Consider the following 19,357-nt stretch of genomic DNA (forward strand, 5'->3'; position numbering starts at 1 on the left):
CGGGAAGGCCTTTTTGCTTTCTGATACCTCAAGTTCATCTGCTCAACTGCCCCCATTTCCTCTTTGCTGTATCAAATTCGACTTCATTCAAGGGCCCTTGCCGTCCCTTTCTTATCCACCTCAGTAGAACACGCAGAGCCAGACTGTGGTCATGTCGGGGTGAGTCCACTCCACCCTGTGTTTCTGACGGGCGGGAATATTGATGTGATCGCCCGGGCCCAGTTGTACCGATTGTTGCTCCTGGGTCTGCGGATCGATGAACAGCAGGCTGGCCTCTCCCTGCACGACCAGGACCCACTCATGTTCATCCTGATCGTACCACTCTCCCGGTGCCGTCTGATGGCCGTGGGAGAGAATACGCTCGATCCGCAGGTGATTGGTGCTGACCAGATCCTGAAAGAGTTCGGTAGGCAGTGGCGAGGGAATATCGTTCAGCAGATTGCGCGTGTGCATGGGTCATCTCCCGTCTGGCAGTGCGAATGGTTCTCTGGAGTATAGAGGCCTGCCTCATGCATGAAGGTGAGAACAGCAGCAAGCGGGCATGCAGATTTGTGCCCGAACGAGAACGATTACTGCCATTATGATGAAAAAGTCAGGGAATTCGCTGCAATTTCGACAAATTCTTGCTATTTTGCGCGCCACAAAAGCAAACGATTTCCTTCACACTTTCAGGATGAGTTATGGCAAAGCAAGATATGGCCGCCCAATCAGGGAACAGCGGCTTTTTGGACTCTTATTTTTCCATTTCTGCGCGCGGCAGTAGTGTGCGCCAGGAGCTGTTGGCCGGGCTGACCACCTTCCTGGCCATGGTCTACAGCATCATAGTGGTGCCGAACATGCTGGGCGCGGCCGGCTTCGAGCAGGGCCCCGTCTTCGTGGCGACCTGCTTGATAGCCGCCTTCGGTTCCCTGCTGATGGGACTCTGGGCCAAGCTGCCCATGGCCATTGGTTGCGCCATCTCCCTCACCGCCTTCACCGCCTTCAGCCTGGTGCTGGGTCAGGGGCTGAGCATCCCGGTTGCTCTCGGCGCCATCTTCCTGATGGGGGTGCTGTTTACCCTCATCAGTATCACAGGCGTGCGCCAGTGGATCCTGGACAACCTGCCCTCCGGCATCGCCCACGGCACCGGAATCGGTATCGGCCTGTTCCTGCTGCTGATCGCCACCAACGGCGTCGGCATGGTGATCAAGAACGAAGGGGCGGGTCTGCCGGTTCAGCTCGGTGAGGTGACCTCCTTCCCCGTCGTCATGACGGTGCTGGGTCTGGCCGCCATCTTCGGCTTGGAACGTCGCAAGGTGCCGGGCGGCATACTGATGGTGATCATCGCCATCTCCATCCTCGGCCTCATCTTCGATCCGAACGTTGCCTGGCATGGCTTCTTCGCCATGCCGAGCCTGACCGGCGAGAAGGGCTCTCTGGTTGGCAGCATGGATCTGCTGGGTGCCCTCAACCCAGTGGTCATTCCGACCGTACTGGCGCTGGTGATGACAGCCGTGTTCGACGCCACCGGTACAATCCGTGCCGTAGCGGGTCAGGCGGGTCTCATCAATGAGCGTGGTCACATCATCAGCGGCGGCAAGGCCCTGACTGCCGACTCCGTCAGCAGCATGGTGGCTGGCGTCGTGGGTGGGGCTCCGGCCGCCGTCTACATTGAATCTGCCGCAGGTACCGCAGCCGGTGGCAAGACGGGTCTGACCGCAGCCCTGGTCGGCCTGCTGTTCCTGCTGATGATCTTCCTCTCGCCGCTCAGCTATCTGGTGCCGGCTTACGCCACAGCACCGGCGCTGATGTACGTCGGTCTGCTGATGCTGGGCAACGTCACCAAGCTGGACTTCAGCGACTCTGTCGATGCGTTGGCTGGCATGCTGTGCGCCGTCTTCATCGTGCTCACCTGCAACATAGTGACCGGCATCATGCTGGGCTTCGTGGCGCTGGTCGTGGGTCGCCTGTTTGCCGCCGAGTGGAAGAAACTCAACGTCGGTACCGTCATCATTGCCGTGGCACTGGTGGTCTTCTATGCCGGTGGCTGGGCCATCTAAGGCTGCCGGTTGGCGTGAAGGGCTCCTGCGGGGGCCCTTTTTCATGGTTGTGAGGCCGCCTGCAGTTTCCCTCCCGTTTGCCTCTCGCTGTTTCAGATTGAAACGCCAATGGCCTTTCTCCTGTTTCAAATCCGAACCGAACCGGCCGTCATTTTTATCCCGATTTATCCCGTTAGACTGGCTTCATCAACCATTTGCCCACCCGTGCGGTGGCAAGCCAAGGAGTGAGCCATGAAGAAACTGATCAATGCCGTCGATGCCGTGGTCCGTGAACAACTGATGGGGATGGCAGCCGCCCACCCAGAGCTCAAGGTACGTATCGAACCCCACTACATCACCCGCGCCGACTCTCCCGTGATGGGCAAGGTGGCGCTGGTCTCCGGCGGTGGCAGCGGCCACGAGCCGATGCATGGCGGTCTGGTGGGCAAGGGGATGCTGGATGGCGCCTGCCCCGGTGAAATTTTTACCTCGCCGACCCCGGATCAGATGTACGAGTGCGGTCAGGCGGTCGATGGTGGCGCTGGCGTGCTGTTCCTGGTGAAGAACTACACGGGTGACGTGCTCAACTTCGAAACCGCGGTCGAGCTGCTGCACGGTGACGGGGTCAAGGTCGGCTTCTCGCTGATCGATGACGATGTGGCGGTGAAAGACAGCCTCTACACCGCCGGCCGCCGCGGTGTCGCCACCACTGTGCTGTGCGAGAAGCTGGTCGGTGCCGCCGCCGAGGCGGGCTACGACCTGGCCCGCTGCGAGGCGCTGGCCCGCCGCATCAACAATCAGAGCCGCACCATAGGCGTCGCCATGCACGCCTGTACCGTGCCTGCCGCCGGCAAGCCCTCCTTCACCCTGGCGGACAACGAGATGGAGTTCGGTGTGGGCATCCATGGCGAGCCGGGCATAGCGCGTCGCCCCTTCACCGACCTCGACACCCTGGTGGGCGACATGTTCAGCGAGCTGGCGGACAACACCCCCTATGGCCGCACTCTGCGCCACTGGGACAGAGCCTCCGGCAGCTGGCAGGAAGAGCACACCTTCATCGAGCCGCTCAACCGGGGCGATCGTGTCATAGCCCTGGTCAACAGCCTGGGTGGCACCCCGATTTCAGAGCTGTATGGCGTCTATGGTCGCCTCGCGGCCCTGTGCGAAGAGGCGGGCATCCATCTGGTACGCAACCTGATAGGCCCCTACTGCACCGCCCTCGACATGACCGGCATCTCCATCACCTTGCTCAAGGTGGATGACGAGTTGATGACCCTGTGGGATGCCCCCGTTCACACCCCCGCCCTGCGTCGCGGTTGCTAAGGAGCCCTCATTCTCATGCTAAGCAAACATCAAATCGTCAACTGGCTGCTGGATTGCGAACACATCTTCACCGAGCAGCGTGATTACCTCACGGCGCTGGATACCGACATCGGCGATGGCGACCACGGCCTCAACATGCAGCGCGGCTTTACCAAGGTGGCGGAGAAGCTGCCCGCGGTGGCAGACAAGGATATAGGCCAGGTGCTAAAAACCACCGGCATGACGCTGCTCTCCTCGGTCGGCGGCGCCAGCGGCCCGCTCTACGGCACCTTCTTCATTCGGGCGGCGGCCAGCACGGACGCCTGCCAGAGCCTGACCCTGAGCCAGCTTGGCAAGATGCTGGCCGATGGCGTCGAGGGCATCGTCTCTCGCGGCCGCGCCGAGCCGGGCGACAAGACAATGTGTGACGCCTGGTGGCCTGCGCTGGTCGCCCTGCAACAGGCGCAGCAGCAGGAGTTGCCGCTGGCCGAGGCGCTGGACAAGGCGGTGGCTGCCGCGGCGGCCGGCACCGAGGCCACCATACAGATGCAGGCCCGCAAGGGGCGCGCCAGCTATCTGGGCGAGCGCAGCATAGGCCATCAGGATGCCGGAGCCACCTCGACCCTGCTGCTGCTGACCGCCCTGCGTGACAGAGCGAGGTTGTGACATGATAGGTATCGTAGTTGTCTCTCACAGCGCCATGCTGGCGGCCGGATTGAAAGCGCTGGCCGACCAGCTGGGCAGCCCGGCCAGACTGCTGCTGGCGGCCGGGGTCGATGATCCCGAGCACCCCATAGGCACAGATGCCATCGCCGTGATGAGTGCGATCGAAGAAGCAGACGACGGCAGCGGCGTGCTGGTGCTGATGGACTTGGGCAGCGCCCTCTTGAGCGCCGAGACCGCCCTCGAGCTGTTGCCCCCTGATTTGAGTTCTCGGGTGCGGCTCTGTCCTGCCCCGCTGGTCGAGGGCACTCTGGCCGCCGTGGTGGCGGCAGGTTCAGGTATGAGCCTCGACGAAGTGGCCGCAGAGGCGCTCGGCGCCCTGGGCCCCAAGCAGGGCATGTTGCCTGGCTGCGCCGCGCAGGTCGCCACTGAGACAGCACAGTCAGCCGACGAGGGCTGGCTGCGCTGCGAGGTGGTGGTCGACAGCCCCCACGGCCTGCACGTGCGCCCCGCCGCCCGCCTGGTGGCGGCACTCAAGCCCTTTGCCGCCGAACTCAAGCTGCAAAAGGGGGATAAAGAGGCCAATCCCCGCAGTCTGACCCGGCTCACCATGCTCAACGTGCGCCAGGGAGACAGGCTCACCCTGCTGGCACAGGGAGAAGATGCCGAGGCCGCCCTGACCTGCTTCAAGCAACTTGCAGACGAGCGTTTCGGCGACTGATCGCCAACCCGTTTCAAGGCGCAGCGCCGGCTCTGTGTGCCAGTGCTGCGCCACTCAAGACGAAGGACTCCCCGGCATAGCCGCCCCTTCGCCTCCTTTAGTTTCAAAAGAAGTCTTACGAAATAAAGAGAGAGGGATAGAATATGGACCGCATCATCATCAGCCCCAGCAAATACGTGCAAGGCAACGGGGCTCTCGCCAACATAGGCAACTACGTCAAGGCGCTCGGCGCCAAGCCGCTCATTCTGGCCGATGCCTTCGTCACCAAGCTGATTGGTGACACGGTTGCCACCAGCTTCCACGGCGTGGGCATCAAGCCCGAGTTCGACTGCTTCAACGGCGAGTGTTCACGCCCCGAGATCGACCGCCTGCTGGCCCGCTGCAACCAGACGCCGTTCGACGTCATCATCGGCATAGGTGGCGGCAAGACGCTCGATACCGCCAAGTCGGTCGCCTTCTACCAGAAGGTGCCTGTGGTCATAGTGCCGACCATAGCCTCCACCGATGCGCCAACCAGTGCGCTGGCGGTCATCTATACCCCGGAAGGACAGTTCAGCGAATACCTGATGATCCCGACCAACCCCAACATGGTCATCATGGATACCGGCGTCGTCTCCCGCGCCCCGGTGCGGCTCTTGGTCTCCGGCATGGGGGATGCGCTCTCCACCTATTTCGAGGCGCGTGCCAACAAGGTTTCCGGCTGCAAGACCATGGCCGGTGGTGCCTCTACCCTGGCGGCCCAGGCCATCGCCGAGCTCTGCTACAAGACACTGCTGGCCGATGGCTACAAGGCCAAGCTGGCGGTGGAGCAGGGGCTCTGCACCAAGGCGGTGGAGAACATCATAGAGGCCAACACCTATCTGAGCGGTATCGGCTTCGAGAGCAGCGGGCTGGCCGCCGCCCACGCCATCCACAATGGCCTGACCCAGCTGGCCGAGTGTCACCACCTCTACCACGGTGAGAAGGTGGCGTTCGGTACCCTGGTGCAGCTGGTGCTGGAGAATGCGCCCATGGCGGAGATCGAAACCGTGCTGGCCTTCTGCCGCTCGATCGGTCTGCCGACCAACCTGCATATGATGGGGGTCAAGGAGCTGGACATGGCGCGCCTGCTGGAGGTGGCCAAAGCCTCCACCGCCGAAGGGGAGACCATCCACAACATGCCGTTCAAGGTCACAGCCGAGGATGTGCTGGCGGCCATAGTCACCGCCCACCAGCTGGGGCTGTAACCTCGCCACTGCTGACCTTGCCATATAAAACGGCCCCGCATCTGCGGGGCCTTGTTGTTTTATGCCTGACAGGTTTCATCGGGCAACAACAGGATCCCAGTCGTCAGGAGCCGTGGTAGTCCGCGGGATCTATACCGATAAGCTTGAGTCGCCGCCAGAGGGTGGTGCGGCTGATGCCCAGATGCTGGGCCATCTGGCTCACCTGCCCCTTGCAGGCGTGGGCGCAGCGCAAGATGGCCTGGCGCTCCAGCTCGGCCAGGGTGAGCAGCGGCTGCCCCACCACCTCGTCTTCCACCAGCCGATAGCCGTGCCGAATGGCGGCGGGCAGCGCCTCCGGCGGGATCTGCTCACGACTCGAGTGGAGCAGGGCATATTCAACCGCGCTGCGCAGCTCCCCCAGATTGCCGGGCCAGGAGTAGGCGAGCAGGCAGTCGAGGGCCGCCGGGCTGAACTGGCGCACCGGCTCGCGCCCCTGCGCCGCCAGCTGCTGGCTGATGAGGGCCGGCAAGTCGGCGCTGCGCTCCCGCAGTCCCGGCAGCCAGAGCTCGCACGCCTGCAGGGCGTAGAGCAGCTGGCGCCCGAACTGCCCCTCCTGCACCCTCTGCTCCAGCGCCGCGCTGCTGGTCGCTATGATCCGCACCTTGAGCGGCAGTATGCGGGCCGAGTCGAAGCGCTGGATGCGGCCTGTCTTGAGCAGTTGCAGCAGCGCCGCCTGCATGGGGGCAGAGAGGCACTCCACCTGCTCCAGCACCAGCGTGCCGCCATGGGCCAGCTCGAACTTGCCGGCCCGCTCCTGCCCCGCCTCGTCGGAACCCATCAGCTCCAGCGCCATCCGCTCGCTCGGCAGCGCCTGACAGTTGAGGGTGATGAGCGGCCCGGCGGCCTGCTCGCTGCCGAAGTGAATCGCCTCCGCCAGCTGGGCCTTGCCCACCTCTTCCTCCCCGCGCAGCAGCATGGGGCCCTGGCTCCGTGCCGCCTGGCGGGCGTAGCGCAGCAGCTTGCGCATGGCGCTCGATTCGCCCACCAGGGCGGAGAGTTCGGGCACCGCCTGGCGCAGCTGGTTGATGGCCCTGAGCCTGTCCAGCGGGTGCAGCAGGGCGATAAAGCTGACCCCGTCCGGCCCGGGCAGCGGCTTGAGGCTTATCAGCGCATTGATGAACTCCCCGGTCTGCACCCCGATCCGCTCCAGCGTTACCTCCACATGACTGAGTGGCGTCTGCCCCTTGATGGCGAGCTGCAACCGCTGTGGCAACAGCAGGTGCTGCTCCAGCGGCTGACCGAGGCAGAGCGCGGGATCGAGCCGCAACCGACTGGCCGCCAGCCCGTTGAGGTAGCGCAGCCTGCCCTGGGGGTCCCAGGCCAGCACGCCGTCATCCATGCCGTCCAGCAGGGCGTAGAGCTCGCTCAGATGGTGCTGGGACTCCTGCATCAGGGTCTCCATCTGCAGCAGATGGGCCAGCTCGCGCCCGGCGCTGACGGTGAGCGCCAGATCCCCGGCACTCGCCTCTTCCACCTTGCAGATCAGCGCCATGATGGCGACCTGACGGCCATTGCTGTTGTAGACCGGGCTGGCGCAGCAGTGCCAGGGGTGCAGGGTGCGGTTGAAGTGCTGGGGGCCGCTGACGCAGAGTGGCATCCCCTCCAGCGCCGCCAGATTGATGGCATTGGTGCCGATGCGCCCCTCGCTGAAGAAGGCGCCAAGCCCGAAGCCCAGCGCCTCCAGTTCTGCCAGCGTCTCGCGATGGCCGGTGCGGGCCAGCAGGCAGCCGCTCTCGTCGGTGAGCAGCAGGACGCAGGGGCGCCCCTCCATGAACTCGTAGAGATCCTCCAGCGCCATCTCACCTGTGGTGAGCAGATCCCGTTTGCGCTGGCGCAGGCTCTGCAGGGTTTGCCCCTTGGCGCTGTGGGGCGGGTGCCAGAGGGTCGGGCTGGTCTGGTGGGCACAGCGCAGCCAGGAGGCCTGCAGATAATCGGGCCAGGGCTGGAGCGGCTGGAGGTCAGATGGCGTGGTCACAGCTATGTCCGGCAAAAGAAGAAGCCGTCATTTAACCACGCTCCCCCCGCAGATTCAGTGACCTGCCTCAGAGGGTGGCAATGCCATGCCGTCGAGGTCGGTCGCGGCGCGAGCAAACTGTTGCTCCAGCCAGCAGCAGAAGGCGCGGCATTGAGGGCTGCTCTCGCTCTCCTGATGGACCAGCCAGCTCCACTGTGGCCCCTTGACCGTGCGGGAGGAGAGCGGCAGCAGCAAGCCCTGTTGTCGTGCGGGAGCCGACAGCAGCGCGCTCGCCAGCGCCACGCCGAGCCCGGCGCCGGCCGCGTCCAGCAGCAGGCCGGGATCGGAGAAGTTGAGCCCCCGGGTCTGCAACTGCAGATCCTCCCCGCCTTTGAGCGTCCAGTGGTGCCAATCCATCTCCCGCTCTCCATGGAGACTGGTGCGCTCCGCAGGGGGTTGGGCCAGCACGGCCAAAGTGGCAAGGGGGAGCAGAGCGTCCTCCAGCAGTACCCTGTGGTGGCACTCGGCCTGAGGGGCGAGATCCCAGCGCAGGGCGATATCTATGGTCTGCTCGGTCATGACGGGTGCCTCGTCGCTGGTAAACAGCCAGAGATCGATATCGGGATGCAGGCGGTGAAAGTCGGCCAGCCGGGGCAGCAGCCAGTGGCGGGCTATGGCTGTGCTGGTATTGAGCACCAGCTGGTTCGGTTTGCGGTACTGCTCCAGCCGCTGGATCCCCACCGCCAGTTGCAACAGCACGCTCTGGGTTGTCTCCAGCAGGTCCTGCCCCGCATCGGTGAGGGCGACCGAGCGCCCCTGCCGGTGAAACAGCGGCTGGCCAAGCAGCTCCTCCAGCGAGCGGATCTGCTGGCTGATGGCCGACTGGGTGAGGTGCAGCTCCTGCGCCGCCTGATGAAAGCTGCCGAGTCTGGCCGCCGCCTCGAAGCCCCGCAGCACATTGAGTGGAGGCCAGTGTTTGAACATCATTGATTAGCTCCGCTTATCACTTATACCGAAAATCGATCGTTTGTCCGCCATCATTGCGGCGGCTAGTCTATTGCTCAGCGTGATCTGATTAACAGCGCTTGTCATTCATATCCTATTTTTTTCATCAATCCGGAGTCGTTCCGCCTCCGAAGGAGCCATCCCATGTCATCCCGACGCCATGTATTGAAACAGTTGGCCGCCATCGGCGCCCTGGCCGGGCTGGGCAGCCTGCCACGGGCACAGGCTGCCAATGTGGCTACCCCTATTGGCTCCCAGGCCACTGCGGTTGGCCGTTACCAGATGCCGGACGAGGCCGCGCCTCAGACTCGGGTCTGGGTTGCCTTTGGCGCGAGCGCCGATATCTGGGGCCGCAATTACAAGGAGGTGCAGGCAACCATAGGCCGGCTGGTGCAGGCCATGGTGCCTTATACCCAGGTGAACGTGCTCTGCCGCAAAGCCGAACAGGCGTTGGCCTGCCAACTCTGTGGTGAGCAGAACACCCGCTTTATCGTCGCCGAGCTGGACGATATCTGGCTGCGGGATACCGGCGGTGTCTTCGTCCAGAACGGCGAGGGAGAGCTGGGGCTGGTGGATTTCAACTTCAACGGCTGGGGCGACAAGCAGGAACACGAACAGGATGCGAGCGTGGCCGAGCTGGTCAGCAAGCAGGTGGATGTCCACTATCTGCAGAGCAAGCTGACCGGCGAGGGGGGCGGCATAGAGGTGGATGGCAATGGCACAGCCATCCTGACCGAGAGCTGCTGGCTCAACAGCAACCGCAATCCGGGGGTGAGCAAGGCGCAACTGGAGGCGGAGCTGAAGGCCAATCTGGGGCTGCGAAAAATCATCTGGCTGCCGGGCATCAAGGGCAAGGACATCACAGATGCTCACGTCGATTTCTACGCCCGCTTCGTGCGCCCCGGGGTGGTGGTGGTCAATCTGGACAACGACCCGCAGTCCCACGACTACGAGGTGACCCGCCGGCATCTGGCCATCCTCAAGCAGGCCACCGACGCCGATGGCAACAAGCTGGAGCTGCATGTGCTGCCGCCGCCGCTGGACGGGCGGGAAAACCGCTTCAGCCGCAGCCGCGACTTTGCCGCCGGTTATATCAACTATCTGCCGATCAACGGCGCCGTGCTCGCCCCCGAGTTTGGCGACAAGGCCGCAGACCGCCATTGCCATGATCTGCTGGCCCGCCTCTATCCCGGCCGCAAAATCGTGCAGATCAATATTGATCCTGTGGCCGCCGGTGGTGGCGGCATTCACTGCATCACCTTGCATCAGCCCGCCTGACCCTCCTCTACCGACTCATAACCCGGGGCACTGCTATGCCCTGGGTCATATCACCATGCTCATTTTTGTTGACCACAAGCCCCTGACGCGCCGCCGTTCCGCATCTTGACCAGCGATGTCATATGGTGTGTCACCTCGCTCACACTCCTGAGTTATTCAAGAAGGTGGGGCTGGGTGGTGCTTTCCATTGCTGCTCCTTGCGTGTATTTTTGCCAAGAGGCAAAACTAGAGCCAAAAGAGGATGTTGAGCACATGCATTCAGTGCCAGAAATAAGCCGTTAAGTTTTTGCTTTAAAAGGAGTTTTTTCGTTACCGCCATCCAGGGGCGGAGTTATATGGAAGGCGCTAGTAACGGATTAGTACCACTTTCCATCGAATCACTGTTAGGCAACACACGGAGGTAGTTCGTATGTGGGTAAGAGATCAATACTCTGGTCCCGGCGGCGGTCGCTACACAGGCCCCGGTGGTGGTTTGTACACGGGGCCTGATGGAGGCGCTTACAGTGGCCCCGACGGAGGTATGTACTCTGGTCCTGGTGGCGGCATGTACACAGGCCCCGGAGGGGGGCTATACACAGGTCCGGGCGGCGGCTTGTACTCAGGGCCTGGAGGCGGGCTTTATACGGGGCCTGGCGGTGGTCTCTACACTGGACCTGGCGGCGGGCTTTATACCGGTCCTGGTGGTGGAGGTTATACGGGGCCAAGCAATGAACCGTACATGAGTAACATCCCACCGTGGTATGTTTTCGTTCAAGAACTTGAACGCAGAGGCATGCAGCAACTTGCAAATAAAATTCGGTCTGTGTTGCGCATTTGAAGTGGTGTCGCCCAACAATACGCTCAAATCGTTCTCTTCGCTCACGGGGACGGGCTAAAGCCCGCCCCTTAGCTAAATGGCCCCCCATCTTTCTGAACAAGCCCCCGTATCGCCAGCACGGCTAAGATGGATCTCCTTTTTACATTTACACGGCCACCAACTGCTCTGCACCGACTCTGCCAACTGATGACCCGGGCCATTGCAATGCCCCGGGTCATATCACCCATGCCCAGCATGTAGGTTCGATTAGCGAAGCGTAATCGAACCTACATGGACGGTAACGTAGCATGTGGGGTATGCAGGTTGGTGCGGATCGATCAATCTGACACTATCGCCATAATCACAATCACCACAAACAAAAGAGCCGCCCAACGGGCGGCTCTTTACATCAGCGATTGATGACGGAATCGTCATTCCGCCTTGGGCGGCACGGGGGCCTCCAGGGCGGGCGCCTGCTCCCCCTCCTTGATCCAGGCATCCAGCAGGGTATAGCCCACCGCCAGCACGACAGGGCCGATAAAGAGGCCGATAATCCCCATTGCCAGCAGGCCGCCGATGACCCCCACCAGAATCAGGATGAGCGGCAGGTCGGCGCCGCGCTTGATCAGGAAGGGGCGCAGGAAGTTGTCCATGGTGCCCGCCAGCAGCGACCACACCAGCAGGAAGGTGCCCCAGGTGGTGTCGCCGCTCCAGTAGAGATAGCCGACGCAGGCCAGCAGCACGGGGAAGGGGCCTATTTGGGCGACGATCAGCAGGAACATCACCACCACCAGGATCATGGTGTAGGGGATGCCGGCAATCAGCAGGCCGACCCCGGCCACCGAGGATTGCACCAGGGCTGTGACCACCACCCCCATGGCCACGGCGCGGATCGCCTGGGAAGCCAGCACTGTGGCATTGTCACCGCGTTCCCCCGCCAGGCGGTGGGCGAAGCGGCGGATGCCGTCGGCTGCCTTCTCACCCGAGTGGTAGAGCAGGCCGCAGATGGCAACGGTCAGCAGGAAATGGACGAACAGCAAGCCCAGATTGCCGGCCTGGGAGGCGAGCCAGCGGGCAGTCTGGCCAAAATAGGGGGCCAGCTTGGTGAACAGCACCTGACCACCGCTTGCCAGGATCTGCTGCCAGAAATCGTAGAGCTTGCCGCCCACCAACGGTATCTGCTGCAGCCAGAGCAACTCGGGCGGTGGCGAATGGCTGATGGTGGTGCCGAGCTCGATCAGCATGGGGGCCTTCTCCGCCACGTTGGCCAGCGCCATGAACAGCGGGATGACGAAGATCAGCAGCAGTATGCTGGTCATCACCAGCGCCGCCAGGGCGCGCTTGCCCCACAGCAGGCGCTGGGCCATCCGCATCAGGGGCCAGGTGGCTATGGTGATCATGGTGGCCCACACCAGTGCGGGCAGGAAGGGGCGCAGCACCATGAAGCACGAGATGATGAGGATGCTGAGAAACAGCACCCCCAGGGTTATCTTGGCCAAGTCCACTTTTTTCATATTCATAGCAATCCCTTGTCGGGGCCGGAGCCCTTGGGTAGCGGGTCAGAGTTCATGAGTGAGAGTATCCACCAGAGGCCGGCGCTCAACCAGAGCCCCAGGCAACCATAGAGTAGCCACTGGCCGAGCAGGATGAGCCAGGAGCTGGTCAGCCAGAATGGCAACGCCCACAGCAGCGCCCCGAGGGGCAGGCCGCCGAGCAGGGTGATCGCCAGGGTGTACCAGGGTTTTCGCCGCTCCCGCGGCAATGGCAGCCGCATGCCCAGGGTCAGACCCAGACTGAACATGGCCAGGCCTGCCAGCGCCGAGGATTGGCTCCACCAGGCGGCCAGTGTGCAGATGAGGCTGAGCCCGCCCCAGATCCATGGCCGGGCAGCCATGCCGGACAAACCGGAATGGATCGTCAGCATCAGGGCGCCCAGCAGCAATCCCGCCGCCACATCCGACAGGAAGTGGACGCCGAGCCAGACCCGGGCCAGCCCGGTCAGGGCCGCCAGCAGCAGTGCCAGCGAGGCGCCGCGCCAGGGGTTGGCGGGCCAGCACCATCTGAGCAGCAGGCCCCAGAACAGCAGAGCCGAGGCGGCGTGACCGCTCGGCATGCCAAAGCCCTGGGCACTTACGTGCGCCAGCGCGGGATCGAGATGGAAGGGTCTGGGCCAGCCTATGCCCTCTTTGGCTAGCTGAACCAGCAGGGTGAGGGTCAGCATGGCCAGCAACAGCTGACGCAGACGGGGCCAGCCCAGCAGCGGCAGCAGCAAGGGTAGCAGGGCAAGCTGAAAGGCGGCTGAACCAAACAGATTGCTGGCATCGAGCCAGGGCGCACTGGCCCCGATCCAGCCCTGCAAGCGCTGTATCAGCGGGACTTCCGCCCGGTGCAGAGCATTGCCTTCACTGCTGAAATCTGGCAGCCACAGCACCGGGCTGTCGGGGATGTCGGCCAGCTGGGGGGCCAGCCAGTCGAGCTGCGCCGGAAAGCGGCGCTGCCCGTCAGGCAGCCGGGATGGGGCTATCAGCCTGGCGTTGAGGATCTCGCCACCCAGGTTGGGGGCCCGCAGCAGGGAGACGAAGCCCGAGCCTGTCTGCGCCCGGATGGGTTCCAGCGTCTGGCAGGCAAACAGCACGGCGCGCTGCCATGGTCCCAGCTCGGCGATGATCCGGCCGCGCAGTCCGGTCTCTTCATACAGCTCGCGCAGTGCCGCCTGTTGCGGCGTCTCGCCTGCATCTATGTAGCCACCGGTCAGGCTGTAGCGGGAGGAGACCCTGTCCTGCACCAGCAGCAGCTGTTGTTGATGTTTGACCACGCAGACGGCGGCCGTGGGGGCGGCCGAGACAGGCAGTGTCAGCAGCAGGGCGCAGAGCAGTAAAAAACAGGAACGGAACATGGTGCCTGAGCGTTGGGGGACTATGGGCGCAAGGGTCACAGAAATCAGATAGTTGGGCAATGGTTTCCTGCCTGGGGCCCACCGGATGGCGGGTTTGGCTCTGGCCCAGCCTGCGCACAAGGATTGCCCTGTGGTGAGGCAGTCCCTAGTATTGGCAGCTATGTTATTTTCATGCAGCAAACCTTGGGACCTTCCATGAAACAGTTTGGTTTTTTTCTGGGCATCGCCATCGGCGTCATTCTGATACTGTTCGGCAGCATAGTCATCTTCCAGGCCCTGCCCGCCGCCCTGGACGTGCTGGAGATGCCGAGCCGCATCCCGTTCGTGCGCGAGGTCTACACCTGGCTGATGACCAGTGCCAACGGCCTCACCGGCCAGCTGGAGCAGAATTTCCTGGAGGCGTTCCAGACGGTACTCAAGCTGATACTGCTCATCACCTTCATGTGGGTCTGCGTCAAGCTGGTCAACATGGGCGTGCTGATCATCCGTGCCGGGGTGGACCTCATCCGCACCGCCATCGAGCACAGCGAAGGCGTCCAGACCAAGAAGTCCGAGCACGACAGCCACTTCCAGTAAGCAGGCGACACCATGAAACAGGCCACCTTCGGGTGGCCTGTTTGCATCTTGTGTTCACTCGATCGTGGGCAGCTGATCCGCCGGCGGTGACTGCACCACATCCTGATAGCGGGCGATAAGCCGCTTGAAGGCCTCTCCCTGTCTGACCTTGTCGAGCGCCTGTTGCAGGCGGGCGACCTGCTGTTTGTCGGCGGCGGGGTTGAAGGCAAAACAGTTGTCCTGATCCGCCAGGGTGGCGACGGTGACGAAGGTATCGGACGGAAATCCCAATTGCTGGGCCTGGTGGAACAACATAACGTCATTGCCGGCCACCAGATCGGTGCGGGCCATGATGAGCTGACGCACCACCTGATCCATTCGCTCCACCGCCATCAGGTTGGCGGGGCTGATACCCCGGTTGAGCAGTAGCTGTTCCCCCACGTCCGCCTGCATGACCCCTATCTGCAGCTTGGCGAGATCGGCCTTGCTGGTGATCTTGGGGGCATCCCGTTTGCGACCCACCAGTGCCACCCGCGAGTGGCTGATGGGGCAGACCCAGAGGAAGTGGGGGTCTCTGGCCTGGGTACGGGCTGTGGTGAACAGCACGGCATCCGGTTGCTGGGTCAGCAGGTACCAGGCCTTGGCCCAGGGCATGAAGTGGATGGGCTGCTCCGGCTCCCCCATCTCCTGCCACATCAGTTTCAGCAGCTCCACCGCCAGCCCTATGCTGTTGCCCTTCTCGTCCTGCCCATTGAGTGGCATGTTTTGCTCTGAGTAGTAGGTGAATGCCGAGACGGGCAGGGCCGCACCGAGACAGCAGCAGATCATCAGGCTGAGCAGACGCGACATGGCAGCACTCCTTGCAAAAAATCGTCTTTTCCAGTTTAGGGGGCTATGCCGAGAAGTTCATGGTTTCCGCTGTGCGGACGGGTTGTCTGGCTTGGCGGTAAGCAATGGGGGAGGGGAAACAGGCCATCTTGCGATGGCCTGGTGAGGGAGTTACTTGAGCAGGGCTTCCATCTCGGCTTCGGCAGCGGCGCGCGCGGCCTCGGCCTTGGCGGCCGCATCCGTTGCGGTGGCAGTGGCGCTGCTGACCGCCTGCTTGGCCGGCTCGGTCACGGCCTTGGTGGCCTGCTGCTGCACGGTGGCAGTGGCGCCGCTGACCGCCTGCTTGGCGGGCTCGGCCACGGCCTTGGTGGCCTGCTGCTGCACGGTGGCTGTGGTGCTGCTGACCGCCTGTTTGGCCGGCTCGGCCACGGCCTTGTTGGCTTGCTGCTGCACGGTGGTAGTGGCGCTGCTGGCCGCCTGCTTGGCGGGCTCGGTCACGGCCTTGGTGGCCTGCTGCTGTACCGTGGCAGTGGCGTTGCTGACCGCCTGCTTGGCGGGCTCGGTCGCGGCCTTGCTGGCCTGCTTCTGTACCGTGGTGCTGGCGCTGCTGACCGCCTGCTTGGCGGGTTCGGTCAAGGCCTTGCTGGCCTGCTTCTGTACCGTGGTGCTGGCGCCGCTGGCGGCTTGTTTGGCGGGCTCGGTCACGGCCTTGCTGGCCTGTTGCTGGGCCGAGGTGGTGGCGCTGTTCACGACCTGCTTGGTGGTGTCAGCCATGGTCTTGCTGGCGCCCTGCTGCAGGGAACCCAGCACGCTGCCGAATACCGAGCTGGTGGTGGCGGCGCCGGTCAGGCTCTTGGTCGCCGAGCCGGTCAGACTGTTGGTGGCGCCGGAGAGTGCTGTGCCCGTCGGGTTGCCCTGAGCCTGCCAGTTCTGCATCTCGCTTGGCCAGGTCGGTGCGCCTGCGGCCAGGTTCTCGCCAAATACCTGGGGTGTGCCATCGCCCTTGAGCAGCATGACGGACATCTGGTTGGTCTGTGAGTTCCACACCATGCCGGCCTGCTTGGCAACGTCCGGAACGGGGGCGTAGCGGGAGACCACGTAGAACAGCGGGCCCTCCTGCTGCAGCTCGTTGGCTGTCTTGAGCAACTGCATGGTGCTGTCGTAATTGGGACCCAGAATGCCGGTCATTCGATCCTTGATCATGGGCTGTTCGAACAGGTTGGCTTCGTTGGGGTCGAAACCGACCAGCGGCTTGAGCAGGGCCCACATCAGTTGACTGGTAGGGCTCATCAGCAAGAGGGGGGCGACGCAGGCGGACAACATCAGGCTCAGGCAGGCCGCCTGGAGCAACGGCATGATACGCATTGGGATAATATCCAAATAACGATTTGATTAATAAGGTTATATTCGTCGAGAACCGACAAATCCACCGGGGTTTTCCTGCGCTGGTTTTGACGGGCGTGAGCAGGCGCTGGCAGGCTATCATATTGGCTTGGGAATGCCAGTCGGCGTATGGCTTATTAATCAAGTTTGCGCCGTTTCCGGTCGCCTGAACCTTCTATCGAGTAAGGAGTAACATCATGTATCTGGACAAGAGGGTAGGTGGCTGGTTGTTGCCAGCACTGCTGGGCGGTACGGCCGGCACTGGCGTGGCGGCAGAGCCGAAGCGGGCGGAAGTGGGAACCGAGCTGGTGTTGCCGCTGGGCTCGCTGCTGGAGCGAGTCTGCTGGTATCAGGATCAGAAATATTCGCTGGGTGCCAGGATCCAGCAGGGCGACAGCTGGCTGGGGTGCGGCCCGCAAAACGCGCTGGAGAGCAACGGGCCACTGGCCTGGCGCGAGCCGGAAAGGGCGTCGGATGCGGCCGGCAAGGCGGCGAATAGCAGCACCATCAGCGTGGGTCAGTGAGGCTTTTCTTGATCCAGCTAAAGACATGGACGTGACCTCTATCGCATAATGCGGCTCTTTTCCTCTCTTGGCTGGAACCTAAGAAATGGCTCGTCGCTCTTCCAATGCACAACGTCGTCGCAGTAGCTGGTGGTACAAACGCTTGTTGGCAAGGGAGCGGGAAGAGCGCGAAGCGCGTTCCGTCCGGGATTGATACCGCAGTGAAAAACGGAGCCCAGGGCTCCGTTTTTTATTCATCACCGCTGGCGGGTAACGGTGCTGCTCTTCCAATGCACAGCTTGGTTGCCGTAACGGGTGGTACAAACGCTTGTTGGCAAGGGAGCGGGAAGAGCGCGAGGGCGCTGCGTCCGGGATTGATACCGCAGTGAAGAACGGGGCCTCGGGCTCCGTTTTTTATTCATCACCGCAGACGGAGCACGGCGGCGCTGCGTCCGGGATTGATACAGCAGTGTAAAACGGAGCCCAGGGCTCCGTTTTTTATTTATCAAATACCGTCATGACGAGAACGGGGGCCATCAGGCCCCCGTTTTGCTTTTGCAGATGTTGGCTGCCTGCGGCTTAGCGTTGCAGGGCGGCCAGTGCCAGTTCGACCCGTTTGGCGTACTCGGGGTCGGCCTGCTCGAAGTGCTTGAGCTGGGCCGCGACTATGGCGTCATCCTCCACATTGATGAGGGAGCGGGCCAGGTTGGCGGCGAGGCGCGAGCGCTGCCCCTCATCCATGATGCGGAACAGGTTGCCCGGCTGGCTGTAGTAGTCGCTGTCGTAGTCGCGAAAATCGTAGTGCAGGGCGGCCCCTTCCAGACTCAGCGCCGGCTCGTGCTGCTCGCTCGGCTGCTGGGTGCCGAAGCGGTTCGGCTGGTAGTTGGGGCTGGCGCCGCCGTTGCTGTCGGCCCGCATGGCGCCGTCGCGGTGGGCACCGTGGTGGAACGGGCAGCGCGGGGCGTTGACCGGCAGCAGGCCGTGGTTGACGCCGAGGCGATAGCGCTGGGTGTCACCGTAGGAGAACAGGCGGCCCTGCAGCATGCGATCCGGCGAGAAGCCGATGCCGGGCACCACGTTGGCCGGGGTAAAGGCGGCCTGCTCCACGTGGGCGAAGTAGTTGTCCGGGTTCTGGTTCAGTTCCAGCACCCCCAGCGGGATCAGCGGGTAGTCGCTGTGCGGCCACACCTTGGTGAGGTCGAACGGGTGGATCTGGTAGGTCTGGGCCTCGGCCTCCGGCATCACCTGCACATAGACCTTCCAGCGCGGGAAGTCGCCCTGCTCGATGGCGTTGAACAGATCCGCCTGGCTGGTCTCTCTGTCCTGACCGACGGCGGTGGCGGCCTCTTCATCGGTGTAGAAGCTGTGACCCTGCTCGGTCTTGAAGTGGAACTTGACCCAGAAGCGCTCGTTGGCATCGTTGATGAAGCTGAAGGTGTGGCTGCCGTAGCCGTTCATCTCGCGCAAGCTCTTGGGGATGCCGCGATCGCTGAAGAGGATGGTGACCTGATGCAGGGACTCGGGATGGCGAGACCAGAAGTCCCAGGCGGCGGTGGCGCTGCGCAGGTTGGTGCGCGGATCCCGTTTCTGGGTGTGGATGAAGTCGGGGAATTTCAGCGGATCGCGAATGAAGAACACCGGGGTGTTGTTGCCCACCAGGTCCCAGTTGCCCTGCTCTGTGTAGAACTTGAGGGCGAAGCCGCGCACGTCGCGCTCGGCGTCGGCGGCCCCCTTCTCACCAGCCACGGTGGAGAAGCGCAGGAACACGGGGGTCTGCTTGCCGACGGTGTTGAACAGGTCCGCCTTGCTGAACTGGCTGATGTCATGGGTCACGGTAAAGGTGCCGTAGGCGCCCGAGCCCTTAGCGTGAACCACCCGCTCCGGGATCCGTTCCCGATCGAAATGAGCCAACTTTTCCATCAACCAGATGTCTTGCATCAGCACGGGGCCGCGGGGGCCGGCGGTGAGGCTGTTGTTGTTGTCGACAACGGGGGCGCCATTGGCACTGTGCAGGGTCTTGTCGTTCATGGTGCTTCTCCTTGTTGGTGAGCCTTGAGTCTATAACAAGGAAAAACCCCGGAACCAATGGGCCTTCCCTCGCCCTTTGATAGGCATCACAAATGGGTGGGGCTGGGGGGATGACCGGACCCTTCTGATGCTGCATGATGAGGTTTTCGAGAAGGAGCCTCA

The 19,357-nt window shown here is 62.9% G+C and carries 16 protein-coding genes; 8 read left to right on the forward strand and 8 right to left on the reverse strand.

The window, feature by feature from the left end; all coding sequences use genetic code 11:
- Positions 1 to 120 precede the first annotated feature (120 nt).
- Positions 121 to 453, reverse strand: coding sequence for a cupin domain-containing protein (locus BN1118_RS10760; protein WP_043142538.1), 333 nt, complete (start codon positions 451 to 453; stop codon positions 121 to 123).
- Positions 454 to 680: 227 nt separating this feature from the next.
- On the opposite strand from BN1118_RS10760, the gene BN1118_RS10765 reads away from it, so the two are divergent.
- The 5 genes from BN1118_RS10765 to BN1118_RS10785 all read left to right on the forward strand — a co-directional run bounded on the left by BN1118_RS10765 (position 681) and on the right by BN1118_RS10785 (position 5,930).
- Positions 681 to 2,039 carry an NCS2 family permease gene (locus BN1118_RS10765; protein WP_043142540.1) on the forward strand — a complete coding sequence of 453 codons (1,359 nt, stop codon included), beginning with the start codon at positions 681 to 683 and terminating at the stop codon, positions 2,037 to 2,039.
- 231 nt (positions 2,040 to 2,270) lie between these two features.
- Complete coding sequence (gene dhaK / locus BN1118_RS10770) at positions 2,271 to 3,341, forward strand: dihydroxyacetone kinase subunit DhaK (RefSeq protein WP_043556022.1); 1,071 nt, start codon at positions 2,271 to 2,273, stop codon at positions 3,339 to 3,341.
- 15 nt (positions 3,342 to 3,356) lie between these two features.
- Positions 3,357 to 3,986, forward strand: coding sequence for a dihydroxyacetone kinase subunit DhaL (dhaL, locus tag BN1118_RS10775; protein ID WP_043141524.1), 630 nt, complete (start codon positions 3,357 to 3,359; stop codon positions 3,984 to 3,986).
- Position 3,987: 1 nt separating this feature from the next.
- Positions 3,988 to 4,704, forward strand: a complete 717-nt coding sequence (dhaM, locus tag BN1118_RS10780; protein WP_043141522.1) for a dihydroxyacetone kinase phosphoryl donor subunit DhaM — start codon at positions 3,988 to 3,990, stop codon at positions 4,702 to 4,704.
- A 143-nt stretch (positions 4,705 to 4,847) separates the two neighbouring features.
- Positions 4,848 to 5,930, forward strand: a complete 1,083-nt coding sequence (locus BN1118_RS10785; protein WP_043556024.1) for a glycerol dehydrogenase — start codon at positions 4,848 to 4,850, stop codon at positions 5,928 to 5,930.
- Positions 5,931 to 6,033: 103 nt separating this feature from the next.
- On the opposite strand, the gene dhaR is transcribed toward BN1118_RS10785, so the two are convergent.
- Both dhaR and BN1118_RS10795 read right to left on the reverse strand, forming a co-directional pair.
- Entirely contained in the window at positions 6,034 to 7,944 is a 1,911-nt protein-coding gene (dhaR, locus tag BN1118_RS10790; RefSeq protein WP_043141537.1) for a dihydroxyacetone kinase operon transcriptional regulator DhaR, read from the reverse strand.
- A 54-nt stretch (positions 7,945 to 7,998) separates the two neighbouring features.
- The gene (locus BN1118_RS10795; protein WP_084214080.1) at positions 7,999 to 8,910 is read right to left on the reverse strand and encodes a LysR family transcriptional regulator; all 912 of its coding nucleotides are present in this window, start codon (positions 8,908 to 8,910) and stop codon (positions 7,999 to 8,001) included.
- 162 nt (positions 8,911 to 9,072) lie between these two features.
- On the opposite strand from BN1118_RS10795, the gene BN1118_RS10800 reads away from it, so the two are divergent.
- Positions 9,073 to 10,206: an agmatine deiminase family protein gene (locus tag BN1118_RS10800; protein ID WP_043556026.1), complete on the forward strand. Its 1,134-nt coding sequence runs from the start codon at positions 9,073 to 9,075 to the stop codon at positions 10,204 to 10,206.
- Between the two features lie 1,227 nt (positions 10,207 to 11,433).
- Here BN1118_RS10800 and ydiK read toward each other — a convergent pair.
- Entirely contained in the window at positions 11,434 to 12,522 is a 1,089-nt protein-coding gene (gene ydiK, locus BN1118_RS10810; protein ID WP_043556029.1) for an AI-2E family transporter YdiK, read from the reverse strand.
- Positions 12,519 to 13,898: a bifunctional NUDIX hydrolase/phosphatase PAP2 family protein gene (locus BN1118_RS10815; protein WP_043556092.1), complete on the reverse strand. Its 1,380-nt coding sequence runs from the start codon at positions 13,896 to 13,898 to the stop codon at positions 12,519 to 12,521. Before BN1118_RS10815 ends, ydiK begins: the two co-directional genes overlap by 4 nt.
- 195 nt (positions 13,899 to 14,093) lie before the next feature.
- Here BN1118_RS10815 and BN1118_RS10820 point away from each other — a divergent pair, with 195 nt between their 5' ends.
- Positions 14,094 to 14,474 (forward strand): hypothetical protein, encoded by a 381-nt coding sequence (locus BN1118_RS10820; protein ID WP_043141505.1) that lies wholly within the window; start codon positions 14,094 to 14,096, stop codon positions 14,472 to 14,474.
- A 54-nt stretch (positions 14,475 to 14,528) separates the two neighbouring features.
- Here the strand turns inward: BN1118_RS10820 and BN1118_RS10825 are convergent, their stop codons facing one another.
- Together BN1118_RS10825 and BN1118_RS10830 are read right to left on the reverse strand one after the other, a co-directional pair.
- On the reverse strand, positions 14,529 to 15,302 hold the full coding sequence (locus tag BN1118_RS10825; RefSeq protein ID WP_043556031.1) for a substrate-binding periplasmic protein: 774 nt from the start codon (positions 15,300 to 15,302) through the stop codon (positions 14,529 to 14,531).
- 150 nt (positions 15,303 to 15,452) lie between these two features.
- Entirely contained in the window at positions 15,453 to 16,646 is a 1,194-nt protein-coding gene (locus tag BN1118_RS10830) for a hypothetical protein (RefSeq protein WP_043556033.1), read from the reverse strand.
- A 215-nt stretch (positions 16,647 to 16,861) separates the two neighbouring features.
- Between BN1118_RS10830 and BN1118_RS10835 the strand changes: the two genes are divergently transcribed.
- Entirely contained in the window at positions 16,862 to 17,188 is a 327-nt protein-coding gene (locus tag BN1118_RS10835) for a DUF1496 domain-containing protein (RefSeq protein WP_043556035.1), read from the forward strand.
- A 558-nt stretch (positions 17,189 to 17,746) separates the two neighbouring features.
- On the opposite strand, the gene BN1118_RS10840 is transcribed toward BN1118_RS10835, so the two are convergent.
- Positions 17,747 to 19,195: a catalase gene (locus BN1118_RS10840; RefSeq protein WP_043556036.1), complete on the reverse strand. Its 1,449-nt coding sequence runs from the start codon at positions 19,193 to 19,195 to the stop codon at positions 17,747 to 17,749.
- Positions 19,196 to 19,357 lie beyond the last annotated feature (162 nt).

The organism is Aeromonas bestiarum (genome assembly GCF_000819745.1).
In the GTDB taxonomy this organism is placed as follows: domain Bacteria; phylum Pseudomonadota; class Gammaproteobacteria; order Enterobacterales; family Aeromonadaceae; genus Aeromonas; species Aeromonas bestiarum.